The organism is Pseudomonas sp. SLFW (assembly GCF_009905615.1).
GTDB classification, from domain to species: Bacteria; Pseudomonadota; Gammaproteobacteria; order Pseudomonadales; family Pseudomonadaceae; genus Aquipseudomonas; species Aquipseudomonas bambusae.
Map to the genome: position 1 here is coordinate 191,020 of NZ_JAAAKW010000005.1, position 15,641 is coordinate 206,660.

Annotated in this window: 16 protein-coding genes; 6 read left to right on the top strand and 10 right to left on the bottom strand. The window is 58.6% G+C overall.

Annotation, left to right across the window (positions count from 1 at the left end):
* Nucleotides 1-73 precede the first annotated feature (73 nt).
* A complete protein-coding gene (locus GVN17_RS11330) occupies nt 74-850 on the top strand; it encodes a histidine phosphatase family protein (RefSeq protein WP_166595349.1) in 777 nt (258 codons plus the stop codon).
* Nucleotides 851-898: 48 nt separating this feature from the next.
* On the opposite strand, the gene GVN17_RS11335 is transcribed toward GVN17_RS11330, so the two are convergent.
* A complete protein-coding gene (locus GVN17_RS11335; RefSeq protein ID WP_166595350.1) occupies nt 899-1,096 on the bottom strand; it encodes a hypothetical protein in 198 nt (65 codons plus the stop codon).
* Nucleotides 1,097-1,223: 127 nt separating this feature from the next.
* Between GVN17_RS11335 and GVN17_RS11340 the strand changes: the two genes are divergently transcribed.
* The gene (locus GVN17_RS11340; RefSeq protein WP_166595351.1) at nt 1,224-1,721 is read left to right on the top strand and encodes a DUF302 domain-containing protein; all 498 of its coding nucleotides are present in this window, start codon (nt 1,224-1,226) and stop codon (nt 1,719-1,721) included.
* A 55-nt stretch (nt 1,722-1,776) separates the two neighbouring features.
* On the opposite strand, the gene GVN17_RS11345 is transcribed toward GVN17_RS11340, so the two are convergent.
* The gene (locus GVN17_RS11345; RefSeq protein ID WP_166595352.1) at nt 1,777-2,466 is read right to left on the bottom strand and encodes an SDR family NAD(P)-dependent oxidoreductase; all 690 of its coding nucleotides are present in this window, start codon (nt 2,464-2,466) and stop codon (nt 1,777-1,779) included.
* Nucleotides 2,467-2,997: 531 nt separating this feature from the next.
* Entirely contained in the window at nt 2,998-3,657 is a 660-nt protein-coding gene (locus GVN17_RS11350; protein WP_166595353.1) for a glutathione S-transferase family protein, read from the bottom strand.
* Nucleotides 3,658-3,782: 125 nt separating this feature from the next.
* Between GVN17_RS11350 and GVN17_RS11355 the strand changes: the two genes are divergently transcribed.
* The gene (locus GVN17_RS11355) at nt 3,783-4,682 is read left to right on the top strand and encodes a LysR family transcriptional regulator (RefSeq protein ID WP_166595354.1); all 900 of its coding nucleotides are present in this window, start codon (nt 3,783-3,785) and stop codon (nt 4,680-4,682) included.
* A gap of 105 nt (nt 4,683-4,787) precedes the next feature.
* Here the strand turns inward: GVN17_RS11355 and GVN17_RS11360 are convergent, their stop codons facing one another.
* Nucleotides 4,788-6,077 (bottom strand): MFS transporter, encoded by a 1,290-nt coding sequence (locus tag GVN17_RS11360; RefSeq protein ID WP_166595355.1) that lies wholly within the window; start codon nt 6,075-6,077, stop codon nt 4,788-4,790.
* Nucleotides 6,078-6,174: 97 nt separating this feature from the next.
* Nucleotides 6,175-7,398 (bottom strand): phosphonoacetate hydrolase, encoded by a 1,224-nt coding sequence (phnA, locus tag GVN17_RS11365; RefSeq protein WP_178115720.1) that lies wholly within the window; start codon nt 7,396-7,398, stop codon nt 6,175-6,177.
* Between the two features lie 155 nt (nt 7,399-7,553).
* Between phnA and GVN17_RS11370 the strand changes: the two genes are divergently transcribed.
* On the top strand, nt 7,554-8,441 hold the full coding sequence (locus tag GVN17_RS11370) for a LysR substrate-binding domain-containing protein (RefSeq protein WP_166595356.1): 888 nt from the start codon (nt 7,554-7,556) through the stop codon (nt 8,439-8,441).
* 99 nt (nt 8,442-8,540) lie between these two features.
* Here the strand turns inward: GVN17_RS11370 and arsH are convergent, their stop codons facing one another.
* The 4 genes from arsH to GVN17_RS11390 all read right to left on the bottom strand — a co-directional run bounded on the left by arsH (nt 8,541) and on the right by GVN17_RS11390 (nt 11,133).
* Nucleotides 8,541-9,242, bottom strand: coding sequence for an arsenical resistance protein ArsH (arsH, locus tag GVN17_RS11375; RefSeq protein ID WP_166595357.1), 702 nt, complete (start codon nt 9,240-9,242; stop codon nt 8,541-8,543).
* A 12-nt stretch (nt 9,243-9,254) separates the two neighbouring features.
* Nucleotides 9,255-9,725 carry an arsenate reductase ArsC gene (locus GVN17_RS11380; RefSeq protein ID WP_166595358.1) on the bottom strand — a complete coding sequence of 157 codons (471 nt, stop codon included), beginning with the start codon at nt 9,723-9,725 and terminating at the stop codon, nt 9,255-9,257.
* Between the two features lie 44 nt (nt 9,726-9,769).
* Nucleotides 9,770-10,117 carry a metalloregulator ArsR/SmtB family transcription factor gene (locus GVN17_RS11385; RefSeq protein WP_166595359.1) on the bottom strand — a complete coding sequence of 116 codons (348 nt, stop codon included), beginning with the start codon at nt 10,115-10,117 and terminating at the stop codon, nt 9,770-9,772.
* Between the two features lie 254 nt (nt 10,118-10,371).
* A complete protein-coding gene (locus GVN17_RS11390) occupies nt 10,372-11,133 on the bottom strand; it encodes an SDR family NAD(P)-dependent oxidoreductase (protein WP_166595360.1) in 762 nt (253 codons plus the stop codon).
* A 420-nt stretch (nt 11,134-11,553) separates the two neighbouring features.
* Here GVN17_RS11390 and GVN17_RS11395 point away from each other — a divergent pair, with 420 nt between their 5' ends.
* Nucleotides 11,554-11,958, top strand: coding sequence for a hypothetical protein (locus GVN17_RS11395; protein WP_166595361.1), 405 nt, complete (start codon nt 11,554-11,556; stop codon nt 11,956-11,958).
* A gap of 139 nt (nt 11,959-12,097) precedes the next feature.
* Nucleotides 12,098-14,674, top strand: a complete 2,577-nt coding sequence (locus tag GVN17_RS11400) for an EAL domain-containing protein (RefSeq protein ID WP_166595362.1) — start codon at nt 12,098-12,100, stop codon at nt 14,672-14,674.
* A 9-nt stretch (nt 14,675-14,683) separates the two neighbouring features.
* Here the strand turns inward: GVN17_RS11400 and GVN17_RS11405 are convergent, their stop codons facing one another.
* On the bottom strand, nt 14,684-15,586 hold the full coding sequence (locus GVN17_RS11405; RefSeq protein ID WP_166595363.1) for a LysR family transcriptional regulator: 903 nt from the start codon (nt 15,584-15,586) through the stop codon (nt 14,684-14,686).
* Nucleotides 15,587-15,641 lie beyond the last annotated feature (55 nt).

Consider the following 15,641-nt stretch of genomic DNA (forward strand, 5'->3'; position numbering starts at 1 on the left):
GCTTTATTTGGATCGGGCAAGACAGCGCTGTCTTCGCCAGACATCAATAACAAAAAGTGCAGAGGTTCCCCCCATGCTTTCAAGATTGAATGCCGTAACCGGCATGTCTGGCGCCGTATTGATGCTCGTGTTGTCAGGGACGGCGCTCGCTCAGGACGCTATCGTCGCTGAGGAAATCGACTTCATCCGCCACGGACAAAGCGAGGACAACCTGGACGCTGGACAACCGGTGGTATCGCTTTCCGGGAAAATCTCTCCCAGTCGTGGAAAGATTCTGTCCGGCTGGAACGCGGCGAGCCTGACGATGCAAGGGGTCAGCGAGGCGGTGAAGGCGGGCGAATCGTTGAAGGCCCATGAGAGCGAGGCTGTCGTTGCGCTCAAGGACGCCAAGTGGGTGTACTCGCCACTGTTGCGCACGCAGCAGACATTGGCAGGGGTAATGGTCGGCGCAGGCATCGCCGACGACAAAGCGATTCAGGCCGCCACTCCGGACCCACGCCTGTTCGAGCGTTCGGCAGGTAGGGTCACTAATCTGACCTGGGATGAAGCCGGCGCAGTCTGGCCGGAAATGCAAAAGGGCCGCGACGCCCGCATCTTCACCGACGCGACTTTCGGGTATCCCAACGGGGAGTCCTTGAGCGATGTGTATCGCCGGTCAGCCGACGCGATCAATGACTACGCGAAAACCAACAAGCGCATCGTCTTCGTGTCCCACGAACTGACCATCAAGGCGATGTTGGCCTACCTGCTGGACGGGAAAATCGACAACGCGGCGTTCAAATACAAAGTGGAGAATGCCAAGCCCATTACCCTGCGTCGGGTGAATGACAAATGGATCATGGTCCAATGAGTCGGCCCCGCTCTGCGGCTGGGGCTTGCGATCCGAAGCTGACGCGCCTTATCGACCGCTGTGGTAGATGAACCAGGCTACCGTAGCCGCGAAAGGGGCGAGCACTATCAAGCTGCCGACGGCGAGCGCCAAGCCCCACGCAAAACCACGCTCTCCCTTGAAGCGGCCGCCAGTCAGCAAGCTCAGTGCAAACACGCCAATGCGATGAGCCAAGAGATTGATCACCGCATCTACTATGAAGTCCATTTGTTCACCTATGCCTCATGGATTTTATCGAGGTTCAGACAAGACCGAATCCCTGCCCCCGACGCATTGAACTCTATATGATGACTGTAATCTCTATCGTTACCTCATTTATTTTCGAGAGCGTCCCATGCACATCACCGAACAGCCGTTCCAAGGTACACGCTTACGATTAACGTCCTCCAGAGCGTTCGAGTCTGTGCTCGGTTCGCTTCTTGAAGACATCGGCCACACGCCGGTGAACATGGAAGAAATAACCGCACGCCACGAGACGTGGGAGGCTTTTCGTGATCATCTGCAACGGCTCGAAGGGCCGAGTGGTTTCATGCTGTTCGGTCTCGTCGACCACGGCGCCTGGACGCGCAAGGCAGGGCTTTCCCGCCGAGCGGTCAGGGTGATCCTGGGGAATCCGTTGATCGCGATCACGATGCTCAAACACGACTCGCAAGCAGGACTGTTTGCCCCGGTCGAGATGTTGCTGCTCGAAGAGCCTGGCAACACCAGCAGTCTGCTCTATGTGAAGCCGTCGTCGCTGATAGTGGTGGACGCCAACCCGCCGCTTAATGAGGCCGCTGCAGTGCTGGACCGCAAGCTTGCGGCGCTCGCCGATAAAGTGGTGGGCCAATAACGTTGTCCTGAGCGCCGAGCGGCTTCTGAAACCGCAGTCGGCGAGTGGCGTTCACTTACCAGGGCAACTCGGCCCCATGGCGGTCGGTGAAGCGAAGGCCGGGTTTACCTGCGTTTCGGGCGACGACGTCAACGACCAGAGGGATGCTCTCCGACACCTCCAACGATGCGCTCTGGGTGCCCATGTCCGTGCGAACCCAACCTGGGGCAACCAGAAGAAGTGCGCGGCTGTCGTGTGCGTGACGCGCATGGAAGCTCTTCATCAGCATGTTCAGTGCTGCCTTGCTGGAGCTGTAGAGTTCCCAAAAGCCGGTACTTTGCGTGATGCTGCCCAATTCAGAAGACATCACCGCGAGGACCCCGTTGTGTTTGACGTTGTCATGGAAGATCTCGATGACGCGCATGGGGCTCAACGCGTTGGTCAACAGCATGTCCAGATAGTCTTTTTCTGACACCTGCAACGGCGTCAGCGCATTGGCTTTGCAGATACCCGCGTTGACGAACAACACGTCCAGAATTCGACCTTGTTGACGACGATGCAGCGCCTGAACGGCGTCGAGATCCACAACATCGACCTGTTCGATTTCGAGGCAAGCGCCGAAGCGTTTTTCGAGGTCGTTGAGGCTTTCAGATGGACGACGGGTGGTTGCGACGACGTGCCATCCACGAGACAGATATTCTTCTGCGAGGGCCAGGCCAAGTCCGCGTGAAGCCCCGATGATCAAGGCAGCAGGTTGAGTGCTCATGATGTTCTCCTTGGTAACGCCCAGTCAGGAAGACGGGCGCAAACGAGGAGGAGAAAGTAGCAACCGCGTTCTTGAGCAACGACGCCTCAACGGTCATCGCAGTCATGACGGCCTGTCATCAATCCGGCCACGGTCGCGACGGGAATATCGCTGTCTTCGGGCAACAGGCTCGCCGAGGCTTCGCCCGTATCCTGTAGGAAGCCGGGTGTCTTGAATGCTCACTGCAGACGCAGCCTCATCCCTGTCAGCCATGGCAGTGTGTAGTTGAAAGCAGGCTCAAGCCAGCTGGGGGGGCAAATCAGGCTGGTTTTTCGTGCGCCCAGTCGCAAGGTCCAGCAGCGTTTGAACCAGCAGATCTGGTGCGCTCATCATCGCGTTGTGGCTCGTCGCAAGTTCTGTCCATGCCCAACCGAATGGCCCGCCTGACCCCTGTTCACGCTGTGCGACCGTTCATCAAACAGTCAGCGGCGCGTGACAGCCGAGTGGGCGGGCCGGGATGTCGCGGTGTGCCAGGACTGACCCGTGCGACCCTCAGGTATCGGGACTGAGCACACCCGCCATTCTGGCTTCTACCTCGTCACGGGTTGCAGCCCAGGCCGGTACGGTTTCGAGCAAACGATGTTGCCAGCGCAGCAGACTTGGAAATTCATTGAACGGTGCGCCGGTACGTGTGTACTGCGAGAAGGGCGCTGCGATGTCGATGTCTGCAAGCGTCAGGGTATCGCCGACGATGAAATTCCGGGTCGCCAGATGAGCGTCCAGGACGCGTGCGGCGTTGCGGATATTCGTCGTCGCCAACTCGACGATGGCGTCGGTTTTGGGTTTGCCCATGAACGTCGCGCCTGCCCACTCGTTGAACAGAAGCGTGGAGAATACCCGCCACTGTTCTCCTGCCCAAAACATCCATTGCAGCACCTGGAACCTGTCCGCCGGCGTTTCTCCGAGCAGTTTGGCGTTTGTTTTCTCGGCCAGGTAGAGGTTGATGGCCGACGCTTCCCAGATGACGATATCCCCGTCCTGAAGAACGGGCGTGAGACCGTGCGGATTGAGCTTCAGAAATTCAGGGGTATGACTTTCCCCCTTGAACAAGTCGACATTTATACGCTCGATGTCGAGGTTCATGATCGCGGCTGCGGTGGTCACGCGGCGAAGGCTACCGGAGCCTGGATCGCCGTAGATTTTGATGGACATGGTTTCTTCTCGCCTGTTGAAAGGGGGATGTTCAAAAGCTCGTTAGGGCTTGACGAGACCACGGTAAACTTTTTCTTCCGGCAAAATTATACTGTCGTTTCGCAGAACACTTATTTGGAATACGAATGACTGACCGTTGGCTGGAGATCAAGGTGTTCACGCGGATAGCCGAGTCCGGAAGTTTCTCCCGCGCCGCTCAGGAGCTTGGCCTGTCGCAGCCGTCCACTTCTCGTATCGTCACGGGCCTGGAGACTCGGCTGGGCGTGAAATTGCTGTTGCGCACGACCCGTAACGTCGCACTCACTGACGCGGGGGTAGCGTTTCTGGAGAGGGCGCGTCAGGCGGCGGCCGACCTGGAAGACGCCGAAGACGCAGCGCGTGGGATCGACTCACTCCGGGGCATCCTTCGAGTCGCAATGCCTATCGTGTACGGCAGCCGTGCGATCATCCCCGCATTGCCGGCGTTCCTGGCGCGCTACCCCGATCTGCGCGTCGAAATCACGATGCGGGACGAGCGACAGAATCTGGTGGCCGCTGGGGTCGACGTGGCAATCCGCATGGGCACGCTTGAGGATTCCACGTTTGGCGCCCGCCAACTGGCTTCCGTGGCGCGGGCTTTGGTGGCATCGCCTTCCTACCTGGCCAGCAGAGGGGTGCCCCAAACACCTGAAGATCTGCCGTTTCATGACGCACTTCTCCACGAACAAAGCTTTCCGGAGAAGAGCACATTGAAGGTGTGCAAAGCGGGCATCGAGCAGGTTGTGATGTTGCGAGGGAGACTCAAGGTCGATGCGGCACCCGGTATTCTGGCGGCTGCACTGGCAGGCCTTGGCATCGCCAATGTCACCACGATCATGGCCGAAAAAGCGCTGCGCGAAGGCCGTCTCGTGCAGTTGTTGCCGGACTACGACATCGAGCCATTGAAGGCGTTTGCCGTCTTTCCTTCCGGCCCGAAACCCTCTGCCAAGGTGCGCGCACTGGTCACCCACCTCATCGCGGCCTTGGCGGAGGGCGAACCGGGGTGATCCGCAGAACCCCCGCAGGGCCCATGCCCTGCGGGGTGCGAAGCGGCCGCCAAGGCGCTGGTCATCACCGGAAAAGGTCGATGTTTTCGATGACACGGTGGTTCTTTAGCGTTTGATCAGAAGCGACAACACCGCACTCGCGGAGCACAACCCGGCCACGATGGGAAAGATGATCGATGTGTCGCCACTGGTATCGATCAGATGCCCGATGATCGGCTCACCAATGCCAGCGAATACATAGGATGCGGTGTTGAGTACTCCGGTAGCCGTTCCAGCGGCGCTTCGGCCGAAAATATCAGGACACAGCGCCCAGAACGAAGAGGCAGGGCCAAAGACGAAGAAACCGCACGCGAACAACAACGCGATTGCCAACAGGCTGCCATGGGGGATGAACATCATGACGATGGCGGTTATTGACGCGAGCACCATGTAGGAGACGATTGCCAGATAGCGGCGCCCATTGAACACGGTATCGGAAATCCAGCTATTGGACAGCGCGCCCAGGGCCATGCCGATGGGTAACGCCACCGTTATCCACTTGGGGTCGATGACGGCTGAAGACGTTTTCCAGTCAAGCCCCAGAAAGTGGACAGGCACCCAAACCACCAATGCATAGCGCGCCGCATTCTGAAAGCCGATTGCCAGCCCCGTGATGTAGAGCTTCCAGTTTCGCAACACCATGACGTAGCGCTCGGCGCTGCTTAATGCTTCCTCCGGTGCCACGGACAAGTTGTTCGAAAGACTGCCTTCGGCCTGTTCCGACACCGTATCTTCGGGACGTTCGGAAACGAATAGCCACAGCACCAGCGCGCCCACTAACATCGTGAGCGGCGCCAGTCTGAATATCCAGATCCAATCCAGGTTCATCGCACCCAAAATAATGATGGGCAATATAAAAGCGAGGACAGAGGAGAAGCCTGAGAAGCCCACATAGATGCCATATACAAAACCGCGATGCTGATGCCCCCACCAGTTGGACAACAATCGACTGCCTGGTGCAAAGCCCATGGATTGAAAGTAACCATTGGCGCCCCAGGCCAGCATGAAAAACCAGAAAGAGTGACCAAAACTGAATAACCAGTTCGCCGCAAGCGACAAGATTACGCCGGCGATCATCATGCGTTTGCCGCCCAGTTTGTCCCCCAGATTACCGTTGATAAATTGCCCGCTGGCGTAGCACCACAACATCGTCGCGCTGATCCAGCCAATCTCGTACTTCGACAACCCATAATCATGCTGCAAGCCAGGAACGGCGAAACCCAATGTCTGACGGCCGGTGTAATAAAACAAATAACAGAACGTCACACCCATCAGGGCGCGCCATTTGTAGCGGTCGTAAGTTGCGCGGCGGTTTGAAGTGGAATAGTCCAGGGTATCAACGGTTTTTATTGTCATGCCTGTCTCCGGGCGGCGCGCCGTATTCGCGGCGCTAACCTTTTTTTAGGCGAAGGGGCGGCCTGCAATCCGGACGGCGCCCCTCATTGTTTTGTTGTTACGCAAGGTGGTTCAAGGCGAGGTCGATGATGTCGAAGTTGCGCAGACGTCCTTTCTTGACAAGTCCCGTCAGGCGGCGATTGAAGATCAACGGTACTTTCTGCTCGGATACGCCGCCGTGGGAACGAAGCGGTACAGTCAATCCCGTCAAATCGTGTTTGTCGGCGGCGGTCCCCAGCACAGTCAGGCGCTCTCCCACGACCACCAGATCGCCAATCCGGTCCCCTGGCAGTTCGAATCTTTCGCAGGCTTGGGCACGTGTCAGCACTTGCTCAACCCCGGCGATGGAAGACAGAAACGCTGCCAACGCTTCATGGCGGTCGGCATTTCTGACATACACGGTGGCGAACGATCCCAGCGCGCCGTGGTGGACGACATAAGGGTCAGTGATGGGCAGGAGTACTCGCGCTTCTTCAGATCCAAAATGTGCATCGAGCAGGTCTTGCAAATACAAAATATTGGGTCGCCCAATGGCGTCGGTCTTTGCATTCATCCCATGATCGGCAGTGATGGCAACGACAGCACCTTCGTCGTGATAGCGTTTGAAATAACTGTCCATCATTGCGTAGAACTGATTCGCTTCGGGTGTTCCAGGTGCGTGCTTATGCTGCACGTAGTCAGTGGTGGAAAGGTACATGAAGTCCGGCCGTTCTTTGGTCAAGAGGGCGAGGCCCGCCGCAAATACGAACTCTGAAAGTTGTGCGCTATAGACCGAAGGCACCGGCATGCCAACCCGCTCCACAATGCCTTCGATGCCGTGCTCCTCAAGGTTGACCTGGTCGGCTTTTTCAGCCGAAAAACAAATGCCTTCCAAGCGATGTCCGAGAAGACTGCGTAACTTGTCTTTTGCCGTCACGACTGCCACTCGCTGACCGGCCTTCGCCATCTCGGCCAGTACAGTAGGTGCACGCAAGTATTTGGCATCGTTCATGAGCACTTCTTCTTGAGTGTCCAGATCAAAGAAGAAATTGCCGCAGATCCCGTGAACCGAAGGCGGTGCTCCCGTCACGATGGACAAGTTATTGGGATTCGTGAAAGACGGAATCACGCAGTCGCCCGTCAATACGGTTCCGAAATTCGCCAACTCGGCAAGAAAGGGAGCATGGCCGGACTGTATGGCCTGGTTAATGTATTCCTGCTCGCACCCGTCAACGCAAATGACGATAGTTGGGGTCGTGGGCAGACGATAATCTCGCGAATTGACGGTGATGGTCTGTGTCATGGTCAGGCCTATAGTGGGTTTTTTAAAATGGCGCCTGGATAACCGCTGCGCCTGAACGCACTTCAGGTTTCAGAGATGCGTGAAGTCACCGTAAAATGCGTGCTCTCCTCACACAATCGAATTAAAGTATCGAACCCTGTGCGCGAGACTCACACATGAGACAGAAACTGCCGCCTCTGCATGCGCTTAAAATCTTTGAGGTCGCCGCTCGAGCGGGCAGCTACACCGCGGCTTCCAAAGAACTCAATTTGACCCACGGGGCGGTCAGCCGACAGATCGCTGTCCTGGAGGATTGGCTTGGCCAGCCACTTTTTGTGCGGGAGGGGCAGAGCATGGTCGCGTCTTCCCACGCACGTGCGCTTGCGAGAGAGATCAGCGCTGCGTTCGATCACATCTCGGATGCGGCCGAACGCTACGGCAAGAGCCAACAGCTGAAGGTTATTCGCGTCAGTGCGCCCGCGACATTCGCGATGCGCTGGCTCATTCCGCACTTAAACGCGTTCGCCGAGCGATGCCCTGGCATCGACGTGAGGGTTTCGACCGTGCTGTCCACGCAGCCGATGCTGAGCGGAAGTTTCGACGTCGCCATACGGAGGGAACCCTTGAACGCGGGGCAGTACCAGGTGCTCCCGTTGTTCAGCGAAACCAACACGATCATTGCCAGCCCGTCACTCCTCGCACGCCGAGGGATCATCGACGTCGAGCAATTGGCCGAAGAGACGTGGCTGACCACCGAGACTCGGCCTGGCGACTGGGAAGCGTGGACGCGCGCGACCCATCATTCAGCGCTCAGGGCCAACAGGATGCTTCGCTTCGATCACTATTTCGTCACGTTACAAGCGGTGATGGACGGCTTGGGATTTGGTATCGGGCCCTTTCCGACATTGGCTATCGAGTGCGCGAACGGTCGCCTCGCGCAGCCATTTCCCTCCCTCTGCGTCCCGGGCTCTAAATACCATGCGATGGTGCCGCTCGATGCCGATAAACCTGCGCATCTGCGCGCGTTCCTGGACTGGTTGCAGTCAGTTTGCCCTGAGCCCTGATCCGGCTGATACCGATTACGCAGACGCCCAGCAGGCGATCAGCCCGTCAGGGGATGGCGTGCGCTGCGTGTGATCAAGGCGGACACTCTCAAGACCTTCTCAAATCGCCCGCTGGTTGACGCGTGAAGAGAGCTGTTCGGCTGACTCTTTACGCTCTGAGTATCGGTCCACCAGGAAGTCTTTACGGTCGCGAAGCAACACGGTGAATTTCACCAGTTCCTCCATCACATCCACAATCCGGTCGTAGTACGCAGACGCTTTCATTCGATTGGCCTCGTCAAATTCCAGGTAGGCCTTGGGCACCGAAGACTGGTTGGGGATGGTAAACATCCGCATCCACCGGCCAAGCACGCGCAGTTGATTCACCACGTTGAACGACTGTGAGCCACCGCAAACCTGCATGACCGCGAGGGTCTTGCCCTGCGTCGGGCGAACGGCGCCGAGCGCGAGAGGAATCCAGTCGATCTGCGCCTTGAACACGGCCGACATGGCGCCATGGCGCTCGGGTGAACACCACACCTGGCCTTCCGACCACTGCACAAGGTCGCGCAACGCTTGCACCTTGGGGTGTTCAACCGGCGCGTCGTCCGGCAGTGGCAGGCTAGACGGATCGAAGATGCGCGTCTCGGCCCCGAAGTGCTCCAGCAGGCGCGCGGCTTCCTCGACCAGCAAGCGGCTGAATGAGCGCTCCCGCGTCGATCCATAGAGCAGGAGGATGCGTGGCTTGTGAGTGCTTGAAGGTGTTGCGGGAGCCTCGATGTCAAACAGACTGAGATCGAGGTTGTGAAGTTCTTCGGACATGTGTCCTCCTGCTTACAGGGTGGCGATGCGATTCAGCTCGTGCTTGAGGGCTTCCGAATCAAGGGACCTGAATGGAAGCTCGAAGAAGGCTCGGCAGCGTCGTTCGATACGTCCGAGGGTGGCGAGAAAGGCCGCATTCACTGTTTCCTCGTCACCGATGGCATCCGAGGGATCCTCCAACCCCCAATGCGCCTTCAGTGCGGGGCCGAAATAGACCGGGCAGGATTCGCCAGCGGCTTTGTCGCAGACCGTAATGACGATGTCCGGGGGACAATGCTCGAACGCATCATTGCCCTTGCTGCTCAGCCCGTCAGTAGAAATGCCAGACTGCTGCAGGGTGCTCAGGCTGCGAGGCAACACCTGTCCCTTGGGAAAGCTTCCGGAACTCACGGCTTCAAAACCAGCGGGAGCCAGGTGGTTGAACATCGCCTCGGACAAGATGCTGCGGCAGCTGTTGGCCGTGCACATGAACAACACTCGCATGAAAAGCTCCTGCCGCACTGAGGCGGACGTCGATGGTCGGTGTATCAGCAGCAGGCGGACGCGCGAACCGGGCGCCCATCCATCTGCTGCAAGCGTTCTGCATTGATCTGGAGCCACTGGGCGTTGGCCAGGGATGTCACGTCCAGGATCTCGTTCACCCACGTTGGCAGGTCAGGATTGAGGCGGTAGTAAACCCACTGGCCTTGGCGACGATCCAGCAACAGACCGCTGCTGCGCAGCTGTGCGAGGTGGCGACTGATCTTCGGTTGGCTGTCATCCAGCGCACACATCAGCTCGCACACACACAACTCGCCTTGGCTGGCGATCAGCAACGTGGCGCGAGCGCGCGTTTCGTCCGCGAGGCTCTTGAAGACTTCGGGAGGGGTGAGCATGGCTGTGCCTTACACATATGGATACGCGAATATACGGATACTCATATATGTTCGGCAAGCGCTGAATGCGCGGGCGCGGCAGTGCCGTTCATCGCTGAGACGCCGAGGCGATTCTCGCTTGCGACCACGCCCGCGCAACCAGCCCATGCCTACTCACCGAAGCGAGCATCACAACCGGCAGCATTGAAACGAAGAATATCCGTCCGGCGTTTTAACCGTTGTTTCTCACGCTGCCCCTGAAAAGAGCGCTCAACCTACGTCAGATTCAATCCGCCGTCTGACAGCAGCACCTCACCGGTCAAATAGTCCGAACCCACCAACATTAAAACCGCGTTTGCAATGTCGTCCGGGCTCGCTGCCCTGCGCATTGGGGCGCGATCTCGCCACAATGCCTGGGCATCTGTCCACTCTGCGGTCAGGGGCGTGTCTACCAGGCCGGGCGCCACAGCATTGACGCGAATGTCCGGCCCGAGTGACACCGCGAGCAGGCGGGTCATGTGATTGAGCGCCGCTTTGCTCACCGCGTAGGGAATGGATGCCCCCTTGGGACGGACACCCGCATGGGAACTGATGTTTACGACGCAACCTGCTCGGCGATCACGGGCAGCATCGCGTAGGGCCGATTCGGCCAATGTGACCAGATGGAACGGCGCCACCACGTTGATTTCGTTAAGTTCGTGCCACACCGCTGAGGTAGCCGCGGCAAGGTCGGTGTGCGGAATAATCCTGCTGATACCGGCGTTATTGACCAATACGTCGAGCTGACCCCACGCGGCGATCGCCTCGCTGACAAGCCTGACCCTGTCCGCTTCGATAGCAAGATCAGCTTGTATGTAGATAGCCTGTTTCATGTCGGCAGCCATCGCGCGCCCCGTGTCCGCAGAGTTTCGCGAATGGAGGATCACTGCATAGCCTGCCCGACTCAGCGCACGTGCGATGGCTGCGCCGATACCGGAGGTAGAGCCTGTGACCAAGGCGACGCGCAGTGCGTTATCGAGTGGCGGACTGGATTTCATAGTGAGATCTCGAATGGGTGGCTAGAAAGTTTCCACCGCAGCACCCTGCGCTGCCGGAGGTGGAAATGCCTTCCTGTTGGTTGGTCGTTCCCGCGCCGTATTTCTTCGTGTCATTCGGGTTTCAGGTCGTGGACTTGATGTTTGAATGCGTACAGCAGCGGGAGGTCTCAACGCCCCAACCACAAGGCGTTCAACGGCCTCCTCACTCGCGTCCATCTCGGATGCAGCGCCTTCGCTCATTCGGTAAACGGCAATGACGCTACCGGGCCCACAACCCATGTGGCCGCAAAGGGCGTTGGCTCCCGGGCAGGTTGAGCGGTTCGGCAATCCGCACCATACCTCATCCACGCGTCTTCAATAGTCGCCTGCGCACGGAAACCTCTACACTGCTCGTCCCAACGATCAAGAGCGTCCCACGCGATGCGTTTTTTCCTCCTCTTTTTATTGATCCTGCCTTCCCTCGCTGCTGCGCTCCCGGCCCTGAAAGACACTGAACTGTTCAGCAGCAAGGCGACGGACTGTCACGATGTGGACCTCGGGACATGGCAGCACCCGGCCCGCGCTGTCTTGGAGAAACATGACATCAAGCTGGAACGGGTTCAGCTGTGCAACGGCGGTCACTACCCGGTGTTCACCGGGGAGGTGCCGTACGATCCGACGGGACAGACCAAAGACTATTTCCTTCCGCTGTATCAGGAAATGAGGAAGGCGAACGGAAAATGGCCGTACGCAATCGTGGCCACCAGTGACGATATCGTGGTGTACGTCAGCTACCCGGCCAGTGACGGGATTTCGCTGGACTACGAGCAATTTGCTGCGCCGTAGGCGAGGATCGATTCACCTCTTGTTCAAGCATTCCTGCACTGGCACATTTTGCGGCTATCCATCCTGTCCCCTAATAATCGCCACGGCGCGGCCGATAGCCTGACGACAACCTTACGTCAGTGTCTAGCGATGATCCTTTATGCCTGAACCTTCCACCGCCATCGCCAGCCCAGTGCCGCGCCGCTCAAGTGTGAGCATCATTCGGGCCTCTGTGCTCAAATTCGTCGGCCTGCTGACGGGGGTGTTTCTCCTTGCCGGTTATCTGGTGCTGTATCTGGCCCATGACCTGGATCGCAACGAGGAAACCGAAAGCGCGTTTTATACCCAGAAAGCCGTGCGAGCCCTCGAAAAATCCATAGCCGCCACGGTCAAGGATTATGCGTTTTGGGGCGATGCCTATAAGCATCTGCACACTAGGATCGATACCGATTGGGCCTACGTGCGGCAAAACGTCGGGCCCACGCTTTATGCCGACTTTGGATTCAGGGGCATATTCGTCGTCGACGCCGCTGACCACACCGCGTATTCCGTCGTCGATGGGCAGCTGTCGTCGGTCGACGCTTCCACTTGGCTGAAGCACGGGCTTCCCGACCTCTTGACTCAAGCGCGGGCGGGCGCTGAAGCCGAAACCCCTACGACCCTGTTCGCCAACATCGACGGTCGACCCGCGCTGGTGGGGGCTGCAGCGATCACCCCCGGCACAGACCCGACCGTGACACCGGATGACGGGCCGCCTTCGGTATTGATCTTCGTCGACATCCTCGGAGACGACAGGTTGGGCACGCTGGGCAAAGATTACGGCGTGGATGAGTTGCGCATCGCCACGGCCGCCGAACTTAACGGGCCGTCGGTCTTCGTGTTGGGTGAAAACGGGGTGGCGGGGAGCTTGCACTGGAATCCGCCGAAACCGGGCGAACGCCTGCTTGGCCTCGGCTTGCCCTTGATCGGTATTGCCGCGTTGCTGGTGTGCCTGATGGCGTGGGCGATATTGCGTCGCACAACGGCGAGCGCCCGAGCGCTGGATGCCAGTTACCAGTCTTTGCAAAGCAGCCAGTCGGCGCTGGCGATCAGCGAGGCACGCTTTCGGGACGTCGTCGAAGCCAGTTCCGATTGGATCTGGGAGATCGACCATGCGGGCCGCTTTACGTACTTGTCTGAGCGATTCGAAAGTGTGACCGGTCTGACCCGGCCCGAGTGGCTCGGCGCACCCATGGATCAGCTGCTGTGCACGGAACTGGGCACGGTGACCCAGTGGCTGAGCATCCCCAATCGACGGCCTGACATCAGCGTTCAGTGCCGATACGTGGACACCCAAGGTCAGGAACGCATTACCCGCTTGTCTGCCCGGGCGATGGCCGACCAGGGATTTCGCGGCACTGCGACAGATGTCACGGAAGAAGTCGAGTCCCGTCGGCGCATCGAATTTCTATCTCAACACGACTCACTCACGGGACTGCCAAACAGAACCCGGCTCAGAGAGTTCCTCGATGGCAAGCTCAAGACGCGACCCACAGCCGAGCGACCGCTGGTCATGCTCAGTCTGGACCTCGACCGATTCAAATCGGTGAATGATCTGCTGGGCCACGCTGCGGGCGATGCGGTATTGAACGAAATCTCCAGTCGGCTGGCCAACCGTGTTCGCCATGGGGATCTGGTCGCGCGTATCGGCGGCGACGAATTCGTACTGATATTGACGGACCTCAAGGGTCAAGACGAAGTAGAAATGCTCTGTCAGCGCCTGATTGAATCGATCGAAAGTCCGATTCGGATCGGCGAGCAGGAGGTGTTCGTCGGTGCGAGTATCGGTATCGCGATGGCGCCCACGGACGCCACCGAAGCCACCGAGTTACTTCGCTACGCCGATATTGCGCTGTACGAGGCCAAGTCGGGAGGGCGGAACACATGGCGATTTTATGCTGGAGACATGAACTCGAAGATTGTCGAGCGCCGTCGCCTGGAGAGTGACCTGCGTTTCGCGATCAAGCATGGCGAGCTGCGCTTGCATTTTCAGCCGCGCTTTCGCATTGCCGATGGGAAAATGGTGGGCGCTGAAGCGTTGGTTCGTTGGCAGCACCCGGAGCGTGGCTTGATCCCCCCTGACACGTTCATTCCGATCGCTGAAGAAACCGGCTTGATCCTGGCATTGAGCAACTGGGTCATGGAGACCGCTTTTCAGTACGCCTCAAGCTGGCCTGATCAACTGTTCGTGTCGGTCAATCTGTCTCCCTCCGAGTTCAAGCGCGGCAGTCTGGTTGAGCGTGTGCAACGGGCCGTGCAGCAGTCGCGGATCGAGCCGGGTCGGGTCGAACTTGAAATCACCGAAAACGTCATGTTGGACGATGCGCCCGGTGCGTTGGAGATCATGCGAACGCTGAAACGCCTGGGCATTCGTATCGCCATGGATGACTTCGGCACCGGGTATTCATCACTGAGCTACCTGCGCACTTTCCCCTTCGACGGGCTGAAGATCGACCGCAGCTTTTTGTCTCGGTTGACCGCTACCGAGGACGACCGGCCGGTGATCGAAGCGATCGTCGGGCTGGGTCACGCGCTTTCTCTGACCGTGACAGCCGAGGGGATAGAAACGCCAGAGCATCTCGAATTGTTGCGGTCCGTACTCTGCGATGAGGGCCAAGGCTACTTCCTTAGCCGCCCCTTGGATATGGAGGGTTTCAGCGCTCTGATCCGGGTCACCGAGACCACCGGCGAAACCTGAAGGGCACCCTTACCGCCAAGGCGGACTGGGCCGAAACGATTCTTGAAGGAAACGCATGAAGTTGCGCGTCCGCTCCGGCAGTCCCTCTCGCTGATGGGTCAGCGCCACGACGTCGGCATCGGGCAGTTTCCATCCCGGCAGCAAGCGCACGAGCGAACCGTCTTTCAAGACATCGGCCACATCCCATTCTGAGCGGAGGATGACGCCGAGCCCCTCACACCCCCATTGCCGGATCACATGGCCGTCGTTGCTGCTCAGGGACGGCTGGATACGCACGCTCTGGGTGTTTCGCCCTCGGGTGAAGTGCCAGAGCGTGACGTCTTCGTTGTTTTCCCGCAGGGCGATGCAGGGCAGTTGAGTCAGGTGTTCGGGGCTTTCGACAGGGCCGTGACTGGCGAGGAAAGCGGGGGAGGCGCAGACAAAGCGGCGGTTCGGGGCCAGCGTGCGACAGACCAGGTTGGACGCGCCAAGCTGGCCGATATGGATGACCACGTCGAAGCGATCGGCCGCTTCCAGCATAGGCTGATCCGACAGGGTCAAGGCGATCTCGACTTCCGGGTGCAGCTGTTTGAACGCGGCAACCGACGGTGCTACGTACGCTCTGCCAAAGCCGAAAGGGGCGTTGATTTTCAGTTTTCCGACAAATCCCCGGCGTCGTTCGTGCAAGTCTTCCAGCAGGGTATCGAACTGCTCAAGCAGCTCGGCGCCCCGCACGCACAAGAGTTCGCCTTCGTCGGTGAAGCGCAGCTGACGGGCGGAACGGTCCACCAATCGTACGTCGAGTTTCTTCTCCATCTGCTGAAGGCGCTGACTGACGGCAGATGGCGTCAGGCCCAGTTTTCGGGAGGCCTCCAACAGGCTTTTGCTTTCACGAATCACCAACAAAAAGCGAATTTCAAGGGCGTCTGTCATTAAGAATTACTGAATCATAGAGTTAATGAGATTAACGTTCACGACGGTTTTGACG

Excerpts from the sequence above, each read along its gene's own strand:
- phnA (WP_178115720.1), bottom strand. The coding sequence starts at position 7,398 with ATGACACAGACCATCACCGTCAATTCGCGAGATTATCGTCTGCCCACG.
- GVN17_RS11330 (WP_166595349.1), top strand. The coding sequence starts at position 74 with ATGCTTTCAAGATTGAATGCCGTAACCGGCATGTCTGGCGCCGTATTG.
- GVN17_RS11385 (WP_166595359.1), bottom strand. The coding sequence starts at position 10,117 with ATGCTCACCCCTCCCGAAGTCTTCAAGAGCCTCGCGGACGAAACGCGC.
- GVN17_RS11390 (WP_166595360.1), bottom strand. The coding sequence starts at position 11,133 with ATGAAATCCAGTCCGCCACTCGATAACGCACTGCGCGTCGCCTTGGTC.
- GVN17_RS11380 (WP_166595358.1), bottom strand. The coding sequence starts at position 9,725 with ATGCGAGTGTTGTTCATGTGCACGGCCAACAGCTGCCGCAGCATCTTG.
- GVN17_RS11350 (WP_166595353.1), bottom strand. The coding sequence starts at position 3,657 with ATGTCCATCAAAATCTACGGCGATCCAGGCTCCGGTAGCCTTCGCCGC.
- GVN17_RS11405 (WP_166595363.1), bottom strand. The coding sequence starts at position 15,586 with ATGACAGACGCCCTTGAAATTCGCTTTTTGTTGGTGATTCGTGAAAGC.
- GVN17_RS11360 (WP_166595355.1), bottom strand. The coding sequence starts at position 6,077 with ATGACAATAAAAACCGTTGATACCCTGGACTATTCCACTTCAAACCGC.
- GVN17_RS11395 (WP_166595361.1), top strand. The coding sequence starts at position 11,554 with ATGCGTTTTTTCCTCCTCTTTTTATTGATCCTGCCTTCCCTCGCTGCT.
- GVN17_RS11345 (WP_166595352.1), bottom strand. The coding sequence starts at position 2,466 with ATGAGCACTCAACCTGCTGCCTTGATCATCGGGGCTTCACGCGGACTT.
- GVN17_RS11370 (WP_166595356.1), top strand. The coding sequence starts at position 7,554 with ATGAGACAGAAACTGCCGCCTCTGCATGCGCTTAAAATCTTTGAGGTC.
- GVN17_RS11400 (WP_166595362.1), top strand. The coding sequence starts at position 12,098 with ATGCCTGAACCTTCCACCGCCATCGCCAGCCCAGTGCCGCGCCGCTCA.
- GVN17_RS11355 (WP_166595354.1), top strand. The coding sequence starts at position 3,783 with ATGACTGACCGTTGGCTGGAGATCAAGGTGTTCACGCGGATAGCCGAG.
- GVN17_RS11340 (WP_166595351.1), top strand. The coding sequence starts at position 1,224 with ATGCACATCACCGAACAGCCGTTCCAAGGTACACGCTTACGATTAACG.
- GVN17_RS11335 (WP_166595350.1), bottom strand. The coding sequence starts at position 1,096 with ATGGACTTCATAGTAGATGCGGTGATCAATCTCTTGGCTCATCGCATT.
- arsH (WP_166595357.1), bottom strand. The coding sequence starts at position 9,242 with ATGTCCGAAGAACTTCACAACCTCGATCTCAGTCTGTTTGACATCGAG.